Annotated in this window: 17 protein-coding genes and 1 pseudogene; 14 read left to right on the top strand and 4 right to left on the bottom strand. The window is 45.8% G+C overall.

The annotated features are described in order from the left end of the window. Positions 1-200 precede the first annotated feature (200 nt). On the top strand, positions 201-593 hold the full coding sequence (locus tag RIC07_RS11320) for a hypothetical protein (protein ID WP_446394606.1): 393 nt from the start codon (positions 201-203) through the stop codon (positions 591-593). Here the strand turns inward: RIC07_RS11320 and pstB are convergent. The 3 genes from pstB to pstC all read right to left on the bottom strand — a co-directional run bounded on the left by pstB (position 590) and on the right by pstC (position 3,428). Then, a complete protein-coding gene (pstB, locus tag RIC07_RS11315; RefSeq protein ID WP_446394605.1) occupies positions 590-1,417 on the bottom strand; it encodes a phosphate ABC transporter ATP-binding protein PstB in 828 nt (275 codons plus the stop codon). The genes RIC07_RS11320 and pstB overlap by 4 nt on opposite strands. Positions 1,418-1,540: 123 nt before the next feature. Then, positions 1,541-2,452, bottom strand: coding sequence for a phosphate ABC transporter permease PstA (gene pstA / locus RIC07_RS11310; protein ID WP_446394604.1), 912 nt, complete (start codon positions 2,450-2,452; stop codon positions 1,541-1,543). A 25-nt stretch (positions 2,453-2,477) separates the two neighbouring features. Next, positions 2,478-3,428, bottom strand: a complete 951-nt coding sequence (gene pstC, locus RIC07_RS11305; protein WP_446394603.1) for a phosphate ABC transporter permease subunit PstC — start codon at positions 3,426-3,428, stop codon at positions 2,478-2,480. Positions 3,429-3,470: 42 nt separating this feature from the next. Between pstC and RIC07_RS11300 the strand changes: the two genes are divergently transcribed. Continuing rightward, positions 3,471-3,653: a hypothetical protein gene (locus RIC07_RS11300; protein ID WP_446394602.1), complete on the top strand. Its 183-nt coding sequence runs from the start codon at positions 3,471-3,473 to the stop codon at positions 3,651-3,653. A 77-nt stretch (positions 3,654-3,730) separates the two neighbouring features. Here RIC07_RS11300 and pstS read toward each other — a convergent pair whose 3' ends face one another. Further along, positions 3,731-4,864 (bottom strand): phosphate ABC transporter substrate-binding protein PstS, encoded by a 1,134-nt coding sequence (gene pstS, locus RIC07_RS11295; RefSeq protein WP_446394601.1) that lies wholly within the window; start codon positions 4,862-4,864, stop codon positions 3,731-3,733. Between the two features lie 330 nt (positions 4,865-5,194). On the opposite strand from pstS, the gene bioB reads away from it, so the two are divergent. The 12 genes and pseudogenes from bioB (at position 5,195) to RIC07_RS11235 (ending at position 20,772) form a co-directional block, all read left to right on the top strand. Then, on the top strand, positions 5,195-6,241 hold the full coding sequence (gene bioB, locus RIC07_RS11290) for a biotin synthase BioB (protein WP_446394611.1): 1,047 nt from the start codon (positions 5,195-5,197) through the stop codon (positions 6,239-6,241). Positions 6,242-6,270: 29 nt separating this feature from the next. Continuing rightward, positions 6,271-6,855, top strand: a complete 585-nt coding sequence (locus RIC07_RS11285; protein WP_446394600.1) for a biotin transporter BioY — start codon at positions 6,271-6,273, stop codon at positions 6,853-6,855. Between the two features lie 89 nt (positions 6,856-6,944). Further along, positions 6,945-7,493 (top strand): signal peptidase II, encoded by a 549-nt coding sequence (lspA, locus tag RIC07_RS11280; RefSeq protein WP_446394599.1) that lies wholly within the window; start codon positions 6,945-6,947, stop codon positions 7,491-7,493. A gap of 1,086 nt (positions 7,494-8,579) precedes the next feature. Next, positions 8,580-10,460, top strand: coding sequence for a methyl-accepting chemotaxis protein (locus RIC07_RS11275; RefSeq protein WP_446394598.1), 1,881 nt, complete (start codon positions 8,580-8,582; stop codon positions 10,458-10,460). Between the two features lie 28 nt (positions 10,461-10,488). After that, the gene (locus tag RIC07_RS11270) at positions 10,489-10,611 is read left to right on the top strand and encodes a hypothetical protein (protein WP_446394597.1); all 123 of its coding nucleotides are present in this window, start codon (positions 10,489-10,491) and stop codon (positions 10,609-10,611) included. Positions 10,612-10,652: 41 nt separating this feature from the next. Continuing rightward, positions 10,653-14,849: an Hpt domain-containing protein gene (locus RIC07_RS11265; protein ID WP_446394596.1), complete on the top strand. Its 4,197-nt coding sequence runs from the start codon at positions 10,653-10,655 to the stop codon at positions 14,847-14,849. Between the two features lie 327 nt (positions 14,850-15,176). Further along, a complete protein-coding gene (gene cheB, locus RIC07_RS11260; protein WP_446394595.1) occupies positions 15,177-16,244 on the top strand; it encodes a chemotaxis-specific protein-glutamate methyltransferase CheB in 1,068 nt (355 codons plus the stop codon). Between the two features lie 12 nt (positions 16,245-16,256). Beyond that, the gene (locus RIC07_RS11255; protein WP_446394594.1) at positions 16,257-17,375 is read left to right on the top strand and encodes a CheR family methyltransferase; all 1,119 of its coding nucleotides are present in this window, start codon (positions 16,257-16,259) and stop codon (positions 17,373-17,375) included. Next, complete coding sequence (locus tag RIC07_RS11250; RefSeq protein WP_446394593.1) at positions 17,372-18,430, top strand: chemotaxis protein CheW; 1,059 nt, start codon at positions 17,372-17,374, stop codon at positions 18,428-18,430. Before RIC07_RS11255 ends, RIC07_RS11250 begins: the two co-directional genes overlap by 4 nt. Positions 18,431-18,750: 320 nt before the next feature. Then, positions 18,751-20,105 (top strand): annotated as a pseudogene (locus RIC07_RS11245) (N-6 DNA methylase). After that, complete coding sequence (locus RIC07_RS11240; protein WP_446394592.1) at positions 20,102-20,344, top strand: hypothetical protein; 243 nt, start codon at positions 20,102-20,104, stop codon at positions 20,342-20,344. The pseudogene RIC07_RS11245 and the gene RIC07_RS11240 overlap by 4 nt, the downstream one beginning before the upstream one ends. Next, complete coding sequence (locus RIC07_RS11235) at positions 20,341-20,772, top strand: PIN domain-containing protein (protein WP_446394591.1); 432 nt, start codon at positions 20,341-20,343, stop codon at positions 20,770-20,772. The genes RIC07_RS11240 and RIC07_RS11235 overlap by 4 nt, the downstream gene beginning before the upstream one ends. Positions 20,773-20,787 lie beyond the last annotated feature (15 nt).

Here is a 20,787-nt window from a genome sequence, read left to right as displayed (position 1 = left end):
AAGCGTGGGCTTTACCGTTCAAGAAACAATTTGTTGATTAACGCTGACTTGAACGGTAGCGCCAACATTTTAAGAAAAGTAGCCAGGAAGTTAGGTATTGACCTAAACCGACTGGGTAGACGGTCTTTGACAACCGTAGCGAGAGTTAGATTGTGGAAGTTGCCACAACTTAACTCTGTCCGCAGAATCCCTCACTTTCAGTGAGGGAACGTCAACACTACATCGCTTGGTTACAATACCTGATCCTTCATTTCCTCCAACCTTGGGGGTATCAGTTGCAGGGTGAAGTTAAATGGCAAGGCGAAGATCCCACGGATCAGGGAGTGATTCGGGTTGAAAATAATCAGCTTGTTTTACCAGCCGGGATTGATTTTCTCAAAGAAGCAACTGCCCCCATTGCTGTCCCCCATGCGGTGATGCAAGGATTAGAAGCCATTCAAGCTGTCAATCAAACAGCTTTATATAGTTGGTTGGCGGCTGAACAAACAGCCATTGAATTAGGGTATCCTGAAACTGCCCAGTGGATTCAATCCCATCTGGAACTGTATATCCGTGGGATGAAGCAAGGGTTTGTTGGGGACGATCAAACTTAGCCGAAACGTCCGCTTACATAGTCTTTCGTGGCTTCCTCCTTGGGATTTTGGAAGATATTTTCGGTTTCGTCGTACTCAACTAAATACCCCTGTTTCCCCCCCTTTTCTGTGGCTCTGGCATTGAAGAAGGCGGTCATATCAGCCACCCGTGTGGCTTGCTGCATATTGTGAGTCACAATCACAATACTGTATTTTTGTTTCAGTTCGTGCATTAAGTCTTCAACCTTGAGGGTGGAAATCGGGTCAAGAGACGCACAAGGTTCGTCCATTAATACCACATCCGGGTTAATCGCGATCGCACGGGCAATACATAACCGTTGCTGTTGTCCTCCAGATAGAGACATTCCGTTGGTTTTTAGCTTATCTTTGACCTCATCCCATAAGGCGGCAGCGCGTAGGGAGTTTTCCACCAATTCATCTAGATTCCCTTGGTAATTATTCACTCTGGCACCGTAGGCAATATTGTCATAAATTGTTTTGGGAAATGGGTTGGGTTTTTGGAACACCATACCAATCCGCCGTCGGACTTCTACCGGATCAACCTTTTTGTCATAAAGGTCTTTCTGGCGATAGTAAACTTTACCCTCAATGTGAAATGAATCAATTAAATCGTTGAGACGGTTGAAGCAGCGGATCAATGTACTTTTACCACAACCCGAAGGACCAATCAGAGCCGTGATCCGGTTTTTGGGAATCTCCATAGACACCCCTTTCACCGCTAAAAATTTGCCATAGTATATATCTAGGTCTTCCGTGCGTAAAACCGTTTCCGTTGATTGTTCATTGCCTTGATTCGGACTGGCAACTTTTTGATTAGATTCCATGATAATCCACCTTAATTTTGAGATTAATTGCTGCTACGATAACTGGACTTTAAGATTTAGACTTTTAACCTTCATCTCCCATTCTATATAGGTAGGTTGATTGGATAATTCATAACTCATAATTCAGTAAATGCTTTTCCGGGTTGTCCAACGAGAAATTACACTAGTGAGTAAGACCAAAGCCACCAGGATTAAAGAAGCTGCCCAGGCTAATTCTTGCTGATCCGAAAAAGGCGAGGTGGCAAAATTGTAAACTAATACGGCTAGGGAGGGAGTCGGGTCACATATTCCTGAGGGCCAAAAGAAGGTGAATAGAGCCGTGAAAATCAGGGGGGCGGTTTCCCCAGCGGCGCGAGCAACCGCCAAGGTAGTTCCCGTCAGGATCGCGGGTAAAGCGGCGGGAAGAACCACTCTCAATACCGTTTGATATTCCGACGCTCCCACACCCACCGATGCCCAGCGTACATCCTGAGGTACAATTTGCAGGGCTTCATCCGTGGTTCTGATAATAATGGGTAGCATCAGTACCGCCAGTGCTACGCCTCCTGCAAATGCGGAAAAGCTACCTGCACAGGGGATGAATCCCGGTCCTAGCACAATAATCCCATAAGCAAATATCCCGGCAATAATTGAAGGGACACCACTGAGGACATTAGTGGCAAAGCGAATCCAGCGAGCAATTGGACCCGAACTAAATTCAGATAGATAAACGGCGGCTAAAACGCCAATGGGAACACTAATCAGCGCTCCAATTCCAACCAAAATTAATGTACCGGCAATTGCATTGCCAACACCGCCACCCGATAAACCCGCAGCAGGTGGCAATTCTGTAAATAAGTTCAAGTTCAGGCGGTTAAATCCTTTAATGATCACATAGATAATCACCGCAAACAACGGGATTAGGGCAATAACCAGGCAAGCTCCGGCTAGGATGGTCATCACGATACCAAATATCGATCGCCCACTCGTGTATGAACGGGTAAAACTGTGAGTGGGAAAGTCTTCAGCTTGTGTATCTTGAAAATCCTCTGACATAAAATTTTTTGAGTTTTGAATTAACTTAAAACTTCTTAACTTGGCGCACAATCAACTCTGCCAGGATGTTCACGATTAGGGTTAAGACAAATAGCACGAACCCGGCATACATTAACGCTGCCACCTGTAAACCGGAGGCTTCGGCAAATTGGTTAGCCAATAGGGAAGCAATTGTATTGGCTGGGGCGAGTAGAGAAAAATTAAGTTGATTAGCATTACCAATCAGCAAGGTTACTGCCATAGTTTCTCCCATGGCTCGACCTAGCCCTAACATTATGCCACCAACAATGCCTGAAAATGCGGCTGGAATCAGAACCCGAAAAATAGTTTGCCAGCGGGTAGCCCCTAACCCTAGAGACGCTTGTCGCAAATCTGGAGGGAGGGAAGCTAAGGAATCGCGAGAAATTGCCGTGATAATTGGCAAAATCATCACCGTTAAGATAATCCCAGCCGGAAACATACCTACTCGTGTTGGTTCTGTACCAAACAAAGGAATCCAGCCGAAGGTGTTATGTAGCCACTGCTCAAGGGGTAACAGGATTGGCACCAACACATAAATGCCCCATAGCCCATACACCACACTGGGAATCGCCGCTAACAATTCCACCATAAACACCAGCGTCGTCCGCACGGATTGGGGGAGAAAGTCTTCGCTCAAAAAGAGGGCGGTGCCAATTCCTAGAGGTACAGCAAACAGCAGCGCGATCGCGGAACTCACCAGCGTCCCGTAGATCATGGGTAGCGCCCCATAATTCTGTTCTACGGGATTCCAGGCGCTGTTGACCAGAAAGTTCAGACCAAATTCCCGAATCGCTGGTAAGGCTTCTATGCCTACTGTGATCGCGATGAAGATTAAAATTCCCGCGACTGACAGCGCCAAAATGCGAGCCAGCCAAACAAACCCCCGATCCGTCATTTTTTCACGATCCGATCTTTGGGGGAGTACTGCTGAAGTGGACTCAGCTTGTGTGGTCATAATTAATGAACGTGAACCGACGTTAAGAATTTAAGGATACCAGTGAACCGATCAAACGTAGTAAGCTGTCATGCATTTAAATTGGGTATTAGTAGCGAGCAAGAGGCTCGCACTACTATGGAAGCCATGATTAACATTAAGGTTTGGCTACCGAACAGCTTATCTGAGGAAGGTAAGGTCAAGTCTTCTGTCGGGGCGGGTTTCGCTGTTATCGTTGCTTATTGACCCCGATGGAACTAAACCCGCCCTAACCGAGTGGAATAATTTTGAATTAACCTCCAACTTTCTCAGTTTGTGTGAAGCTATTCACTAACCTCAATGTCATAGTCAGGGCTAATCACATCTGCCGCCTCTGCCACTTTTTCCCGCACATTTTGCGGTAGTGCCACATAGCCTAACTCCGGCGCAATTTCTTGACCTTCTGTCAACGCATATTCAATCGTGGCTTCCAAGGATTTAGCCGTCTCCGGATCATCATACTCTTGGTAAGCCAAAAGCCACGTATAAGTAACAATGGGATAGGATTCCTCACCTTCGGGATCAGAAATAAATGCCCGCAGATTTTCCGGTAAAGTAACGGCTTCTAACGTCTTGGATGCCGATTCATCACTGGGCGTGACAAAATTCCCGGATTGGTTTTCCAAGGCAGCAAAGTTGAGGTCATTCTGCTTGGCGTAGCCGTATTCGACATAGCCGATCGCACCATCGGTTTGTTGAATCTGAGCCGTCACCCCTTCATTTCCCTTTGCGCCAACCCCGGTGGGCCACTCGACGGTTTTGCCTTCCCCAACTTGTTCTTCCCACTCCGGACTAATCGCACTCAGGTGTTTGGTAAAGACGCCTGTAGTACCACTACCATCGGAACGGTGAATCACGGTAATCGACTGATCGGGCAACTCTACACCCTCATTTGCCGCCGCAATTGCCGGATCATTCCAGTTGGTAATGTTGCCCAGAAGAATATCCACGTACACATCCCGTGGCAGTTTCAATTCTTCTACTCCTCCCAGGTTGTATGCCAGTACGATACTGCCAGCCGTTATCGGCAGCATGAGAACGCCTCTATCGACTTGCTCGATTTCTTCGTCCTTCATTGCCACATCGCTAGCCCCGAAGTCTACCGTACCTTGAGTAAACTGTTCTACACCAGCGCCACTACCGACAGATTGATAGTTGACCTGGAGCATCGGATATTGACTACTGATGTCTTGGAACCAACGCTGATAAATCGGGGCGGGGAACGATGCACCAGCACCGGTTAGCGCTACAGATTCAGCGAGGGCGAGTTTGTCATCACCCCCACCCATGTCAGTTTCTCCATCTGTCATGTCAGCCTCTTGCTCTCCTCCGCATGCCGCTAGGCTAACTGCCAGAACTAGAACGGAAACTGAGCGAACTAAACGAGCTGGATTGATGAAAGCGAGACGGAACACCATTTGACTAAGCCTCAAAGACAGTTACACTACCGTATAGTCTCTTGCAGGATACCCCTCATTCGTAAAGAGAAGGTTAACAAGTATGAATTTCCGTATGGGTTTGGAAACCAAACCCCGGTTATTAATGTTGGTTCCCTGATCAATTATCTGGTAAGGCTGAACTGGTGCAGAATGTCGGCTATAGGGTATAGTGTTAAGTTGCGGTTCTATCGGTTGTGACATCACGACCAAGCCGCCGACGTGCAAAGCGAGGGTCAAAGCGTGGTTCAAACGCCATTACGACAGTCTGACAATTCACTCCATCCGGATGCGGCGAATTCCCCAGCCTCCGTGCCAACCGCAGTGCGAGACTGGCTCAACGCTCTCGCCCAACGGATTATAGCAGGCGATCGCATCAATCGAGAGGAAGCGCTGACACTGGCGCAGATAGAAGGACAGGATAATATTTTGCTTCTGTGTGAAGCCGCCGATCAAGTGCGCCAAGCCTGCTGCGGTAACACCGTGGATTTATGCAGCATTGTGAACATTAAATCCGGTAGCTGCTCAGAAAACTGCGGCTTTTGCGCCCAATCTGCCCATCATCCAGGGAAAGATTCCCCTATTTACGGACTCAAATCCCCGGAGGAAATACTGGCACAAGCCAAAGCCGCCGATGCAGCAGGGGCAAAGCGTTTTTGCCTGGTAAGTCAAGGGCGTGGACCGAAATATCAGTCTCCCAAATCCACAGAATTTGAGCAAATTCTGGAAACCGTCCAGCAGATTATTAGCGAAACCGGGATTAAGCCCTGCTGCGCCTTAGGCGAAGTGACACCAGAACAGGCACAGGCACTCAAGGAAGCCGGAGTCACCCGCTATAACCATAACTTAGAGGCATCGGAGAACTTTTTCCCGGAAATCGTCACCACTCACCGTTGGCGCGATCGCGTCGAGACGATTAAGCACCTGAAAGCCGCCGGAATTCAAGCTTGTACGGGTGGCATTTTGGGAATGGGAGAAACCTGGGAGGATCGGGTGGATTTAGCCCTCGCCTTACGGGAATTAGAGGTGGAATCCGTCCCCCTGAACTTGCTGAATCCCCGTCACGGAACGCCCTTGGGAGAACAGACGAAACTTGATCCATACCAAGCGCTAAAGGCGATCGCGATTTTCCGGCTGATTTTGCCCGAACAAATTATTCGCTATGCTGGCGGACGAGAAGCGGTGATGGGCGAGCTCCAAGCCCTGGGATTGAAAGCCGGGATTAATGCCATGTTAATTGGTCATTACCTAACCACTTTAGGACAGCCACCAGAACACGATCATGCCATGTTAGAGTCATTAGGCTTAACCGGAGGCGAAGCACCGCTTCCCGGAGAGCATCAATCCCAGCAAGTATAGAGGGGGAGTTAAGGACGATTCGCGTAAAAGTGTCTGCTCCCCATGAACTCGTTTGGGCTTTAATTGGCTTATTACTGACTATCGGTGGCACCTTTTTAGAAGCCTTCGTGACAAATCCGCCCTGGGATTGGTCAAGCCAAGGAATTCAGCCTATTTCCTTAGGCGTTACCTGTCAGATTGGGGCGGTTCTACTGGTTGGGTGTTTAGGTGGAAAAAATGCAGGTGTCCTGTCTCAAATTGCTTATGTGGTTTTAGGCTTAATTTTACCGATCTTTGACCAAGGCGGGGGTTTAGACTATGTAATAAAACCCATGTTTGGGTATTTATTAGGATTTATTGCGGGAGCCTGGGTTTGTGGTTTTTTGGCGTTTCGTCTGCCTTTGCGATTAGAATCCCTAGGGTTTAGCTGCTTATGTGGTTTATTCACAATCCATATTTACGGCATAGGCTATTTAACGATTTTTCATCTTATTTTTAATCGGACAAGTATGGATGGTTTATCACTGATGGATGCCATGTTGACATACTCGATTTATCCGTTACCTGGACAGTTAGCCATTGTTTGTGCGGTGACGGTTATGGCGTATACTCTGCGTCATTTATTGTTTTATTAGTCATAAGTTGTGTAAATAAGCCTCAAACCCTGACAAATGACAAATGACGATCCCCACCGTTAACTTTAATTGCCCCCACCTACTTAACCATGCCTTTTAGAAAAAATCGTTACTTCTGGGTAATTGCCGCTGCTAGTGTAATTGTGGATCAACTGACTAAATATTTAGTGGTACAAAATTTTGCCTTATACGAAAGTTTGCCTCTGATTCCCGATATTTTTCACTTAACCTATGTACTCAATACTGGGGCAGCCTTTAGTCTGTTTAGTCAGGGCGGAGTTTGGCTGCGCTGGCTATCACTGGCAGTGAGTCTGGGGTTAATGGGGTTGGCATGGTTTGGTTCCCGGCTGAAACCGATTGAGCAGTTAGGCTACGGCTTTATTTTAGGCGGTGCATTAGGGAATGGAATTGACCGCTTTTTTAATGATTGTATCGTTAATGGAAAAGAGTTAACCTGTGTGGTTGATTTTCTGGAATTTCCAATCGTCAAGTTCCCTATATTAGTCGATTTTCGTCATATTCAACTCGCGCCTTTTCCGGTGTTTAATTTTGCTGATGTTTTTATTAATCTAGGGATTATCTGTTTGTTAATTATCAGTTTTCGCCAAAGCCCATCGGCGGCTAACTCAAACAAGTAGTCTGAGTGTGCCGTTTCAAAGGTCAACTTAAGCTTAAGCTACAGCCCTCACCCCCAGCCCCTCTCCATCCCCTCACAAGGGTAGTAGCGTGGCACAGCTAATTTGATGAATTAGAATTACGCCCGGAAACTGTAGGGGCGCAAAGACTTGCGCCCGATTCAATGGTAAGGTCTAATCCATCATTTTCGCTGTATCAGTCCAGTAATGGCGTGGCACACCTAAGCAAGATAAATTAACCCCACGCCCGGAAAACCTATAAAATCTACGAACCTGCTTTTGTATTGATGCTATTTATCGTAATACATTGCCTCTAAATGTATGACAAGCGTATGTTGTTTTGTATGACAATTTTCTAAGCTTTTGCTGGATAAGTCGCAATTTTATATAGAGACTTATTCGGCTAAACCTATTCTTTTAATCCTGTTAACGTAAAATAGACCAACTTAAATAATGGGTTTTATTTTTTATTCATAATTTATAAACAATTGATAAACTTGTTGCCGAAAATCAATCCAGTGCAATAGCATAGGAATGATGTAGAGAATGGTCTGATCGGATAAAAAAACTGGGTGTCTCTAGTAGTCTGGGTTAAACGCTACTCTAGAATTTATGTCAATCAAAGCCAATACCTCATTAGGTTATTTGGCTTAAACCTTGCTCAAACCCAGCATTTTTGAACAGGCTGACTTTCTATTCTCAATTCAGCCAAAAACGATGATAGGCTCTCATCCTACAGATTGGCTAAACCAGGGTTATCTATGATTATGTTGAACGAGCAAACTTGGATTCAACTGAACTAAACAGCAAGTATCCTGCGATGACCTACACCTTGACAGACTTACGATTTTGCAGCATACGTTTGGCTTATCCTTTAGGAAAAATGCCCGGAGTGAATTTATCGGTAAAGACGTAACCAATTTCATCCCTGTGCTAAGACTATTCGGGTAAAAACCCATCCCCCCTAATCTGGCAAAACAGAGGACTAGGGGGTTTTCAAGGAAATGAATGGACTTTATTTTTTCGCCTCCCGTCTCCGGAAGGGAGATGGATTTGTTCAACGGACTCTAGAGTGGTAGGTAACCAGCCATGTGGGCAAAATTTCTCAAAAATTTAACCAACCAGAAAAAACTTCAGAATCAAATCTTATTGCTGCTGTTTTTAAGCAGTCTTATTCCCGTCTCAATCGTGGGACTTTATGGGATATTTTCGTCCTCGACTGCTTTATCCGAAGTCTCAGAAACTAAACTTGAGGACAGGGTTACTGATGATGCCGAAAATATTGATGCTGTCTTAGAGGGGATTAATGAGGATGTCTTATTCCTGAGCAAGATTCCCGCTATTCAAGGGATTATTCGCTCAGAAACGGCTTCCGAAGACAATCAATCGGCTGATGTTTGGGTAGACCAAGCCCAGACCATTTTTGAGAGTCTAATGCAGGCGAAGTCTCAATATATGCAGCTTCGGTTTCTTGATGAAAATGGTCTGGAAATTGTAAGGGTTGATTCCGATGGGACGACGACGACAGTTATTCCCAAATCCGAGTTGCAAAATAAAGGCGATCGCGGCTATTTTGTTGAAGCGATGAAACTGGAACCAGGAGAGGTTTATGTCTCCCCGGTGAACCTGAACCAAGAACGCGGAGAAATCGAAACCCCGTTTAAACCCGTGATTCGCTACGCCACACCTGTTGCTGATGCAGCCGGGGAAAAACAGGGAATTGTGATTGCCAATGTTTTTGCTAACACATTTCTCCGATATATCGAAGATGCCAATTTAAGCAAGGGCGAAACAGCCTTACTGATTAATGCCGATGGCTACTATCTCTCTCACCCCGATGATGAGAAAGAATGGGGATTTGATCTGGGTACTGATGAAAACTTGGCGAAGGATTATTCTGACCAAATTGTCGAGCAAATTCTGCAAGGTGAACAGGGATTAATTGGTACAGGAAGTAATGAACTCATTAGCTACGCTCAAGTTGATCCAGATCCCAATCAACCGGGTTTTTTGGTGGCTATCCGTACTGTTCCCAAAAGCACAATTTTTGCGTCTGTGACGGCGTTTAAAGTGGTGGCGACGCTGATTATTTTAATCTCCCTCGCTGCGGTGTTACCCGTGGGCGTTTTCCGGACAAGTCAACTGGCGAATTTAGTTAAACAAATTGTGACTCGTATCTCCACCGCTAGCCAAGAGATTTTCTCCACCTTAGAAGAACAAGAACGGGTGGCGAGTCAGCAAGCAGCTTCAGTGAATGAAACGACTACCACCATGGATGAGTTAGAAGCCTCCTCCCGACAATCCGCCGAACAAGCCAAGGCTGCTGTATCCGCCGCCCAGAAAGCGTTGGAACTGACTCAGGGAGGAACCCAAGCGGTAGGTGAAACCCTGGAAGGGATGTACACTCTGGAGAATAAAGTCGGCGCGATCGCACAACAGATTGTTCGTCTTTCTGAACAGGCAAATCAAATTGGTAGTATTTCCCAGTTGGTGTCTGAATTAGCCAACAAAACCAACATGTTAGCCCTTAATTCCTCCGTAGAAGCGGTGCGTGCGGGAGAACATGGCAAAGGCTTCTCAGTAGTTGCCAATGAAATTCGCAAATTAGCCGATCAAAGTCAACAATCCGCTGACAAAATTGGTCTTCTGGTTTCCGAAATTCAAAGCGCGATAAACTCAACGGTAATGGTTACAGATGAAGGGACAAAAACCGTGGCATCCGGTGTGCAAATTGCCCAAAAAACTAATGAAGCGTTCACCGGGGTAGCCGATGCGGTGGACAAAGTGGTGTTAAATAACCAACAAATCTCCCTGAACTTAAAACAGCAAGTCGATGCGATTCAGCAAGTTGTTGAAGCGATGGAAACCATTAATAAGGGTGCAAAAGAAACCGCCACAGGGATTAATCAAACCAAGATCGGGACTCAGCAACTGAACGAAACCTCTCTGGAATTGCAAGAAATGGTTTAACTGCGCCGAGTTGATGTAGAGACGTAGCATGCTACGTCTGGGAGATGGGGGAGATGGGAGACAAAATTTCTATAGCCCATTAGCCTATTCCCTGTTCCCTATTCCCTATTCCCTGTTCCCTGTTCCCTGTTCCCTGTTCCCTAACAAATGACGAATGACGAATGACAAAGGACATAAGACGAATGACGAATCATGATCATAGACGATGAAGAACTGCGAAATCTGTATAAAACGGCGGGTGAAGAACGGCTAGAGAAACTCACTGTCGGTTTGCACCATCTACAAAAAAATCCAGAGAATGAAACAACCTTAGAACAGTTGCTGCGAGATGTTCACAGCTTAAAAGGAGACTCCAAAAGTCTAGGGGTTAAAGCTGTAGAAACCCTTGCCGATCGCATGGAATGGACTCTGGGACGGATTAAACGCCAAAAGCTGGTTTTTTCGCCGTCAGTGAGTCAATGTCTTGATCATGGATTAGATGCAATTCGTCTTTTAATTGCTGAAGCAATAACAGGTAAACCAAGCGGCGTCAATTTAGCTGAAATACTGGATCAATTTCAACAACTTGCTAGTGAATCAGCAGAAAACGCCGCAGGTAGAGACATTCCACCAGAACCTCTAGAGAGAGAGGATATGAGCGCTGAATCATCTGAATTAGCCGAAAGCTATATCGACGATGATGAACTCCGAGACGTTTATCAACTGGCTAGTCGTGAACGGTTACAAAGCCTAGAAGCTGGGTTGCGTCATTTGACAGAAAATCCAGACGATGAAGCTATCTGGGAACAGTTGCGCCGAGAAGCCCATAGTATTAAGGGCGATTCTCGTAGCGTTGGCGTGGAAACCGTGGAAATTTTGGCTCATCCCCTGGAAGAAATTATCGAAAGCCTCAAATCCCAACCCACAGCGTTTACCCCAGAGGTTAGCCAAACCTTACATCAAGGAGTAGAGGCAATTAGCAAATTAGTCCAGGAAGCCGTTACCGGTCAACCCAGTGCGGTGGATACCACGGAGGTACTAGAACAATTTATGCTAGTCCTGGAAAATTGCCAACAAGCCGAACCCGGGCTTGTAGGGGCGGGTTTTACCGATAACCTTGAGCCGACAACCGATAACGGAACCAAACCCGCCCCGCCTCAACCGTCTCCCCCACCCCAACTCGCCGAAAGCTATATCGACGATGATGAATTACGAGAGGTGTATCAACTTACCAGTGGTGAACGATTGCACAGCCTGGAAACGGGGTTAAATGATTTAGCCCAAAACCCAGACAACGATGCTATCTGGGAGGAGTTACGCCGGGAAGTTCATAGTCTTAAAGGCGATTCTCGCAGCGTTGGCGTGGAAACCGTGGAAATTCTGGCTCATCCCCTAGAAGAAATTATCGAGAACCTTAAATCCCAACCCACGGCGTTTACCCCAGATGTTAACCAAACCTTACATCAAGGAGTAGAGGCAATTAGCAAATTAGTCCAAGAAGCGATAACCGGTCAACCCAGTGCGGTGGATACCACTGAGGTGCTGGAACAATTTATGCTGGTGCTGGAAAATTGCCAACAGTCGGCTGTAGCATCGCCAATTCAAGCCGAACCAGGGCTTGTCGGGGCGGGTTTTACCAATACCCTTGAGCCGACAACCGATAACGGAACCCAACCCACCTCGCCTCAACCGTCTCTCCCACCCCAACTCGCCGAAAGTTATATCGATGATGATGAACTGCGAGAGGTGTATCAACTCGCCAGTAGCGAACGGTTGCAGATTTTAGAAGCCGGGTTACTGCATTTAGAAAAATATCCCGATGATACAGCAACATTAGATCAATTACTGCGGGAAGCCCATAGTCTCAAAGGCGATTCCCGTAGCGTTGGCGTCGAATCGGTGGAAACCCTTGTCCATCATATCGAAGAAGTCTTTGATCGCATCAAACATCGACAACTCGGTTTTACGGTTAAAGTCAGTGAAAGCCTCTATGATGCATTAGAAGCCATTCGTGGCTTAGTCGATGAAGCGGTAACGGGTCAACTTCAGGGTGTGGATACAGTGCAAGTGCTGAACCAATTAATCGAAGCGATTGAAGCATCAGCCCAATCTCCCCCGGTGATACCTGTCTCCAAAACTCCCACGCCCTTATCATCCAATCCCGTCTCTCGTCCGGATTCTGTCACGATTGTCGGGTTACCCAATGTCCCATCTTCACCCTCTCAACCTCCCCTCAGCGCCACGTTTATTGACGATGAGGAAATGCGGGATGTTTATAAACTCGCCAGCCTTGAACGCTTACAGAAGCTAGAAGCGGGATTACTGCAATTAGAAAAGCAGCCCGATGACTCAACTATCTTAGATGAGTTACTGCGCGAAGCCCATAGTTTAAAAGGCGACTCCAGAAGCGTCGGCGTTGAACCCGTGGAAGCCTTAATCCACCACGTTGAAGAGATTTTAGGCGGGATTAAACTCCAGCCTACTATTTTAACTCCAGATATTAGCGATCGCTTGTATCGAGGATTGGATGCGATGGGTAAACTGGTACAGGAAGCGGTGACGGGTCAATATCAGGGTGTGAATACTACGGCGGTTCTGAACCAATTACTGGAAGTGTCTCTTCCCACCTTACCGGAGACAGTACCGACTCCCGCCCAACCGCCAGTACCCAAAACCCCAGCCCTAAGTGACACCTACCGAATTGATACAATTCGGGTTCCCACTCGTGATTTAGATGCATTAATGGCGCAAGCGGAAGAATTAAATGTGACGAAACTTCGCATCGCTTACGCCGCGTCAGAAATTGAGGAACTGGTAACACTTTGGCAAGACTGGAAAGCCTTTTATCGTCAATCCGGTGAGGCGACAGCCACAGAGGTTAACCCATTCCAAGAACGCTTAGATGAAAAGATTACCGCCTTACGCACCGCCACTCAGGAAAATACCTCTAACCTGGATTTAATTGCAGAGGATTTACGGGAGAGAATTCAAACCCTACGGCAGTTACCTCTGTCTACTATCTTCCAGTTGTTTCCGCGTATGGTGCGGGATTTAGCCCGCAAACAGTCGAAACAGGTGGAGTTAATCATTGAAGGGGGAGATACGACGGCGGATAAAACTATTCTAGAAGATATTAAAGACTCTTTAACCCATCTAATTCGTAACGCGATCGATCATGGGATTGAGACACCGGAAGAACGGGAAAAATTAGGTAAACCGCCAGTGGCAAAAATTTGGCTGCGGGGGAGTTTAATTGGGAATACGATTATCATTGAAGTCGCTGATGATGGGCGGGGACTGGATATCGACCAAATTAAGCAAACCGCAATTAAACGGAAGCTTTACCAACCCGATGAACTAGAGAGGATGAATCCCAGTCAAATTTATGACCTAATTTTTGCCCCAGGATTCTCCACCCGCAGCTTTATTACCGAAATTTCGGGTCGCGGGATTGGCTTAGATGTAGTAAGGACAAACATTGAACGACTCAAAGGCGCGATCGCGATTGAATCAACTCCCAATCAAGGAAGTAAATTCCGCATCCAACTTCGCACCACCTTAGCCACTGTTAATGCCTTATTTGTCGAGGTTCAGGGAATTGTTCAAGCCATTCCGATTGAATTCGTCCAAACCAGTTTACTCCTTTCCCCCGATGAAATAGAAACCATTGATGGGCGGGAGACGTTAAACTGGCAAGGTCAAAGGGTTCCCGTCGCCAATCTTGCCAATGTCTTGGAACTCTCGAACTCTCCCGCCTACGCCCTGATCGCCAAAAAAGAAATACCGCTATCTGACTTGCGATCGTGTATTTTACTCAAGGTTGGTGATGAAGTTTCGGGATTTTTAGTCGATCGACTTTTGGATACCCAAGAAATCCCCCTCAAACCTCAAAGTACGTTATTAAAGCGGGTCAAAAATATTTTGGGTGCAACGATTCTCCCCACTGGGGACGTTTGTATGATTCTCAATCCGGCTGATTTAGTTAAGTCGGGACAACAACAAACTCCCGCAACAGTTTCGGTTAAAGCCAATACGGTTCTACAAACGAAACCGACAATTCTCTTAGTCGAAGATTCTCTCCCCGTGCGGACGCAAGAACGACGACTTTTAGAAGGGGCGGGGTATGAAGTGGTAATTGCGGTTGATGGATTAGATGGCTATACCAAACTCAAAAGCCGTCATTTTGATGCCGTAGTTTCTGATGTGGAAATGCCTCATTTAGACGGGTTATCTCTAACCGCCACGATTCGCCAGCATTCCGAATATCAAGACTTACCAATTATTTTGGTCACCACCTTGGATTCAGAAGCCGATCAACAACGGGGTGCAGAAGCCGGGGCAAATGCTTACATTATTAAAGGTAAGTTCAACCAAGCGTTTCTATTAGAAACCATCAGCCGATTGGTTTAATTGACTTAAGGTTCGTTTGTTCGTTCGTAAGTAGTCGGCACTTTAGTGCCATCAGCGCTGAAGCGCTTACTACAAACCCTGAGACCATTTCTTTCGTTCGTTCGTAAGTAAGTAGTCGGCACTTTAGTGCCATCAGCGCTAAAGCGCTTACTACAAACCCTTAGTTTCGCTCGTAAGTAAGTAGTCGGCACTTTAGTGCCATCAGCGCTAAAGCGCTTACTACAAACCCTTAGTTTCGTTCGTTCGTAAGTAGTCGGCACTTTAGTGCCACAAGCGCTAAAGCGCTTACTACAAACCCTTAGACTATCAACGACTAACAAATAAAAAATGACGATTAAAGTTCTATTAGTTGAAGACTCCAAAATATCCCTAGTCATTCTCAGACGAATTATCAATGAATTCCCTCAACTTGAGGTTGTCGGAGAAGCGCAAAATGGTTTAGAAGCATTGAGCCTAATTCCTCAAGTTAAACCCGATGTGATTTGTACCGACTTACACATGCCACAGATGGATGGGTTGGAATTAACCACTGAAGTCATGAGTCATAATCCCATACCCATTTTGGTCTTGAGTGTATCAGTCCAACAGGAAGATACCCATCATATCTTTGATGTCCTCGAAGCTGGTGCCGTCGAGATTTGTCCCAAACCGCTAGCTGGCTTAACCACAGAAAACCAACAGTTTAAACGAGAATTAGTTAATAAAATTAGTGTCATTTCTGGGGTTAGAGTTTTCAAGCGAAAACGCAGATATTCGCTGCAACGCCAAGCCGTTAATCTGAACAATCTGACCACGGCTCCCACCAAATCATACCCGAAGCCTAAAATAATTACCATTGGCACATCAACGGGCGGACCTCCAGCGTTGCAGGAAATTTTTTCCCAACTTCCCGCCAATTTTTCGGTTCCCATCCTTTGTGTGCAACACATTTGTAATGGATTTTTACAGGGCTTAATTGATTGGTTAGCTCCCACCTGTAAATTGCCGATTAAAATTGCCGAATCGGGAAATAGACCGCAACCGGGAATTATCTATTTTCCGCCAGAACAACATCAGTTGAAATTAGATAACCAGGGTAATTTTGTTTGTTCAGATACCGTATCTTTCGACGGACATTGCCCATCGGCAACAGTCACATTTGAGTCTGTTGCCAAAGTTTACGGTAAGAAAACAACCGCCATATTATTAACCGGAATGGGCAGAGACGGTGCCAAAGGAATGTTAACCGTTACCCAAGCGGGTGGTTTGACGATTGCTCAGGATGAAGCCACCTCAATCATCTTCGGAATGCCCAAGGAAGCCATTGAATTAGGGGGGGCTAGAGAAGTCCTACCTTTGAACGCGATCGCGCCAATGTTGCTGGAACTTTTACAAAAACAGTCGATTCTACAGTAAACCGATTAGGTAATGAATGTGTCAACACCCAATGAGTTAACTCCTAAAATAAAACAAGCCTTTATTCGCTTAATTGCTCAACATACGGGTTTGGTGATTCGAGAACGCGATCAAGCCAGCTTAACGGACAAACTATTCGCCCGAATGAAAGCAATTAAACTAACCTTTCCGGAAGATTATTATTTGCTGCTCAATTGTCAAACCAGAGAAGCCAAGCAAGAGTGGAAAAAATTGGTTGTCTTGCTGACGAATCTGGAAAGTTACTTTTTTCGGGATAAAGAACAATGTAAATTGCTCAAAACTAAAATATTACCCGAACTAATTCAGCGTCATCAGGTGGATAAAACCCTGCGGCTTTGTAGTGCGGGATGTTCAACGGGAGAGGAACCCTATTCCCTGGCGATTATGCTGAATGAACTGATTCCGGATATTGATAGCTGGAATTTAGTTATTTTTGGCATCGATATTAATCAAGAGGCGCTAGACAAAGCCAAAAAAGGAATTTATCGGGCTTGGTCATTAAGAAGTATTGATCCCAAAATCAAACACGAGTATTTTAAACGTATTGATAATCACTACCACATTGATGACAAAGTTAAATCATTAGTCAAATGGCAACAGGTCAACTTAGTCAAAGATCCTTTCCCTCAAGCTCACTTAGATTTACAGGCGTTTGATTTAATTATTTGTCGAAATGTCTTTATCTACTTTGAATCCTCCGCCATTGCCCAAGCCTTGGATAAGTTTTACCACGCCCTCCAGCCCTTAGGCTATCTGATCACAGGTCATTCTGAACTGTATGGTCAACTTTTAAAGCAGTTTAAAACCAATGTTTTTCCCGAATCCTTGGTGTATCAACGTCAAACTGAGAGTTTAGTCTATACACCTTTAGGCGATGTCCCTAGTCCGTTGACTTGGGATACTGAAGACGATTATACCTTAGCCTTTAATCCGGAAACACTCGAACATGACCTAGAGAAAAACACGATTAAAATGCAGCATGTGGCGTTGAATCTACTCAAACAGTTACCGCCCAATACTCCCCTACAAAAATTAGGCAATTTGACGCCATCTGAACTGATTAAACAACTCCAATCCTCCTTAAATAGTATCGAGCCAGACTCCCCATGACAGACAACTCCTATTTTAGTTTCGGTTTAAATGATCGGCTGTATGGTATCAGTACAGCTTACGTAGAGGAAGTGTTTCCTCTCCCCGAATTAATCTCCATTCCCGAAGCGCCGCGTGAAATGATTGGCGTGGTCAATTTGCGGGAAGAAATGATACCTGTTATCGATTTTAATCAGAGTCTTGGCTTACAATCATCCAACTACCGTTTAACCGACAGTATTATCGTTCTAAGACGAGAAAAAACCAAAGTTGGAATTATTGTGAATCAGGTTTGTGAAGTCCTGACAATCGCCCCAGATGAAATTACCACTGAACTTGAGCCGAATCAAACCGTTAGCGAAAACGGCGTCATTGGTGGACTTACTCGCCATGCAGGTGATATCGTTATTTTAAGTGATCCAGAGAATTGGTTAAACTCGATAGATAGCCACACCTTTAAATTAGTAGAGAACTATCTCAGCCAAGAACTTAACCGGAATCAATCGAGTGCAGACATTCCCGCCGAACAAGCCGTATTTGCTACAAATGCGACACCCGAAGAACGAGACGTTTTCCGAGAACGAGCGAATAATCTCAAGCTTCCCTTCGAGAGTCAAGACTTAACCAGTGTCAAACCGTTAACAATTATTGTCTTAAATCATCAGTTATTCGGGATTGATTTAGGAATGGTGCGGGAGTTTACCGATATCCAACAGGTGACACCGATTCCCTGTTGTCCCCCTCATATTGTCGGAAACATGAATCTGCGCGGCGAAATTGTCACCTTAGTCGATATTCGCCCGGTGTTGAAATTGCCCTTAACCGCGATAACCCGAAGTTCCAAAGCGCTGATTGTGGAGGTTGAGGAGATTTTGGCGGGTGTGATTGTGGATGATGTGCGTGAATCGATGTTTCTGCTGAATCCGCTTCAGATTATTGCCGTGACTCCTGAAACGACTAGCATAAATTCCGACTATTTGCAAGGAGAAGCCGTCTATGCTGAAAAAATGATGAGCATTCTGGATATACCGAAAATTTTCTTGAATGGTGGCTTAATCGTTGAGCAAGCGGTTTGATTGTCATTTGTCATTTGTCATTTGTCATTTGTCATACTCGCTCCCTTGAGAAGCAAGCTACGTCATTCGTCTTATGTAAAGTCGGGGCGGGTTTAGTTACATCTGGGTGTAACCAAAAAGATAATAGTGAAACCCGCCCCTACACAATTTCCCCCTTACTGTTCCCTGTTACACACCGAGCGAAGCCGAGGTGTTCCCTAATCTCCACCGTTAACTTTAATTGTCCCCACCTACTTATAAAGATTGCCAGCGACCCAGCCCATCGCTTACCCTTAAAAAAGTGAGCTTTAATCCGCTCAATCGGATGACTGGAGATAACGATATTGTCGAAAAAGACGGAAACTAAGGTCAAAAACAGCGAAACCCTAGAGCAGAAGTTGTGGAAGTCGGCAGATAAACTCCGCAAAAATATTGATGCTGCCGAATACAAGCATATTCTTTTGGGGTTAATCTTCCTCAAATACATCTCCGATGCCTTTGAAGTGCTACACCAAAAACTCATCGCGGGAGAAGGGGAATATGAAGGAGCAGACCCCGAAGATAAAGACGAATATAAAGCAGAAAACGTTTTCTTTGTGCCGCCAGAGGCGCGGTGGTCAACTTTGCAAGCTCAAGCCAAACAGCCGAATATTGGTCAGCGAGTTGATGAGGCGATGGAAGCCATAGAACGGGAAAATCCCAAACTGTTAAAAGGAATTTTACCCAAGGTTTACGGTCAATAAAAACTTGACTCTGCCTCTTTAGGAGGACTGATTGACCTAATCGGCAGTGCCAAACTGATTGGGGAGACTAAGGCAAGTAGCGAACAGCTAGAACTTGATATAGACCAAAACGCCCTAATATTAAGTGGAACCCGGAGGGGTCGTTTCTCAATGATGCTCACAAGGATTTAAAAGCCGATTTTGTAATTGCCAATCCGCCCTTTAACGATAGCGATTGGGGCGGGGAATTGTTGCGAAAAGATGGACGCTGGCAGTATGGCGTACCCCCAGTAGGTAATGCTAATTTTGCCTGGGTGCAGCATTTCTTGTATCATTTGGCTCCTACGGGGGCGGCGGGGTTTGTGTTGTCCAATGGCTCGCTATCATCGAATACGGGGGGTGAGGGGGAGATTCGCCAAGCTTTGGTGGAGGCGGATTTGGTAGACTGTATTGTGATGTTGCCGACGCAGTTGTTTTATAACACGGGGATTCCGGCTTGTTTGTGGTTTCTCAGTCGTTATAAGAATGGCAATAAGAATCGCAATCGCCAGGGGGAGGTGTTATTTATTGATGGGTCGGAGTTGGGCTATATGGTCAATCGGCGCAATCGAGCTTTTGCCGATGAGGATATCGAGCAGATTGCCGGGACGTATCGCGCTTGGAAGCGGAAGCCCTCCCCTAGCCCCTCTCCCTCCCCTAGCCCCTCCCAAAGGGAGGGGAACGGGGGGGATTATGAAGATATTAAAGGGTTTTGTAAGTCGGCGACGTTGGCGGATATCCAGAAGCACAATTTTGTGTTAACGCCGGGGCGTTATGTGGGCATTCCGGAAGAAGAGGATGATGGTATTCCTTTTGAGGAAAAGATGGGAGTGTTGACGGCACAGTTGGCGGTGCAGATGCGGGAGGCGGCACAATTAGATGAGGAGATTAAAATTCAGTTGGCTAAGGTAGGGTTTGATTTGGAGGTGGAATGATGACGTTACAGGAAATTCTTGAGGCGGTGGATGAGTTGTCGGTGGATGAGCAGACTTCACTGTTTAATGTGCTTCAACTTAGATTAGCTAAAACAACTCAGTCTAGCTCAAATGGGGAAACGTTTTGGGCAATGACTTTAAGGTTTCGAGAACGGATAGAGCGAGAAGGGATTGAGTTTACGGATGAAGATTTCGCGGATTTGCGAGACCGTAGTCCGGGGCGGGAGGTTGAGCTATGACAGCGCAATTTCTTCTAGATACCAATGTAATTTCTGAAGTTAACAAGAAGGTTCCTAACCAATCTGTAGTTGCCAAGATGGATTTGTATGAGGGCAAGGTGGCAACGGCATCTGTGGTAGTGCATGAGTTGCTTTACGGAACGCTGCGAATGCCGCCTGAGTCAGCAAAACGAACATTTTTGTTAGATTATCTAGCTGAGTTGCCCTCAAAAATGGTTGTTTTTGACTACAATCTCAATGCGGCTCGTTGGCACGCTGAGGAGCGAGCAAGACTTTCCAAGATTGGTAAAACACCTGCATTTGTTGATGGGCAAATTGCCAGTATTGCTTTCTGTAATGGGTTGGTTTTAGTGACCAGGAATGAAACAGATTTTCAAGATTTTGAGGGTTTATCTGTTGAGAATTGGTTTGTTATGGAGGAGGAATGATGGCAGAGTTTACTG

Origin of the sequence: Coleofasciculus sp. E1-EBD-02 (assembly GCF_040218245.1) — a bacterium.
In the GTDB taxonomy this organism is placed as follows: domain Bacteria; phylum Cyanobacteriota; class Cyanobacteriia; order Cyanobacteriales; family Coleofasciculaceae; genus Coleofasciculus.
The sequence above is the reverse complement of the archived record's forward strand: the minus strand, read 5'-3'. Positions and strand labels throughout refer to the sequence as shown.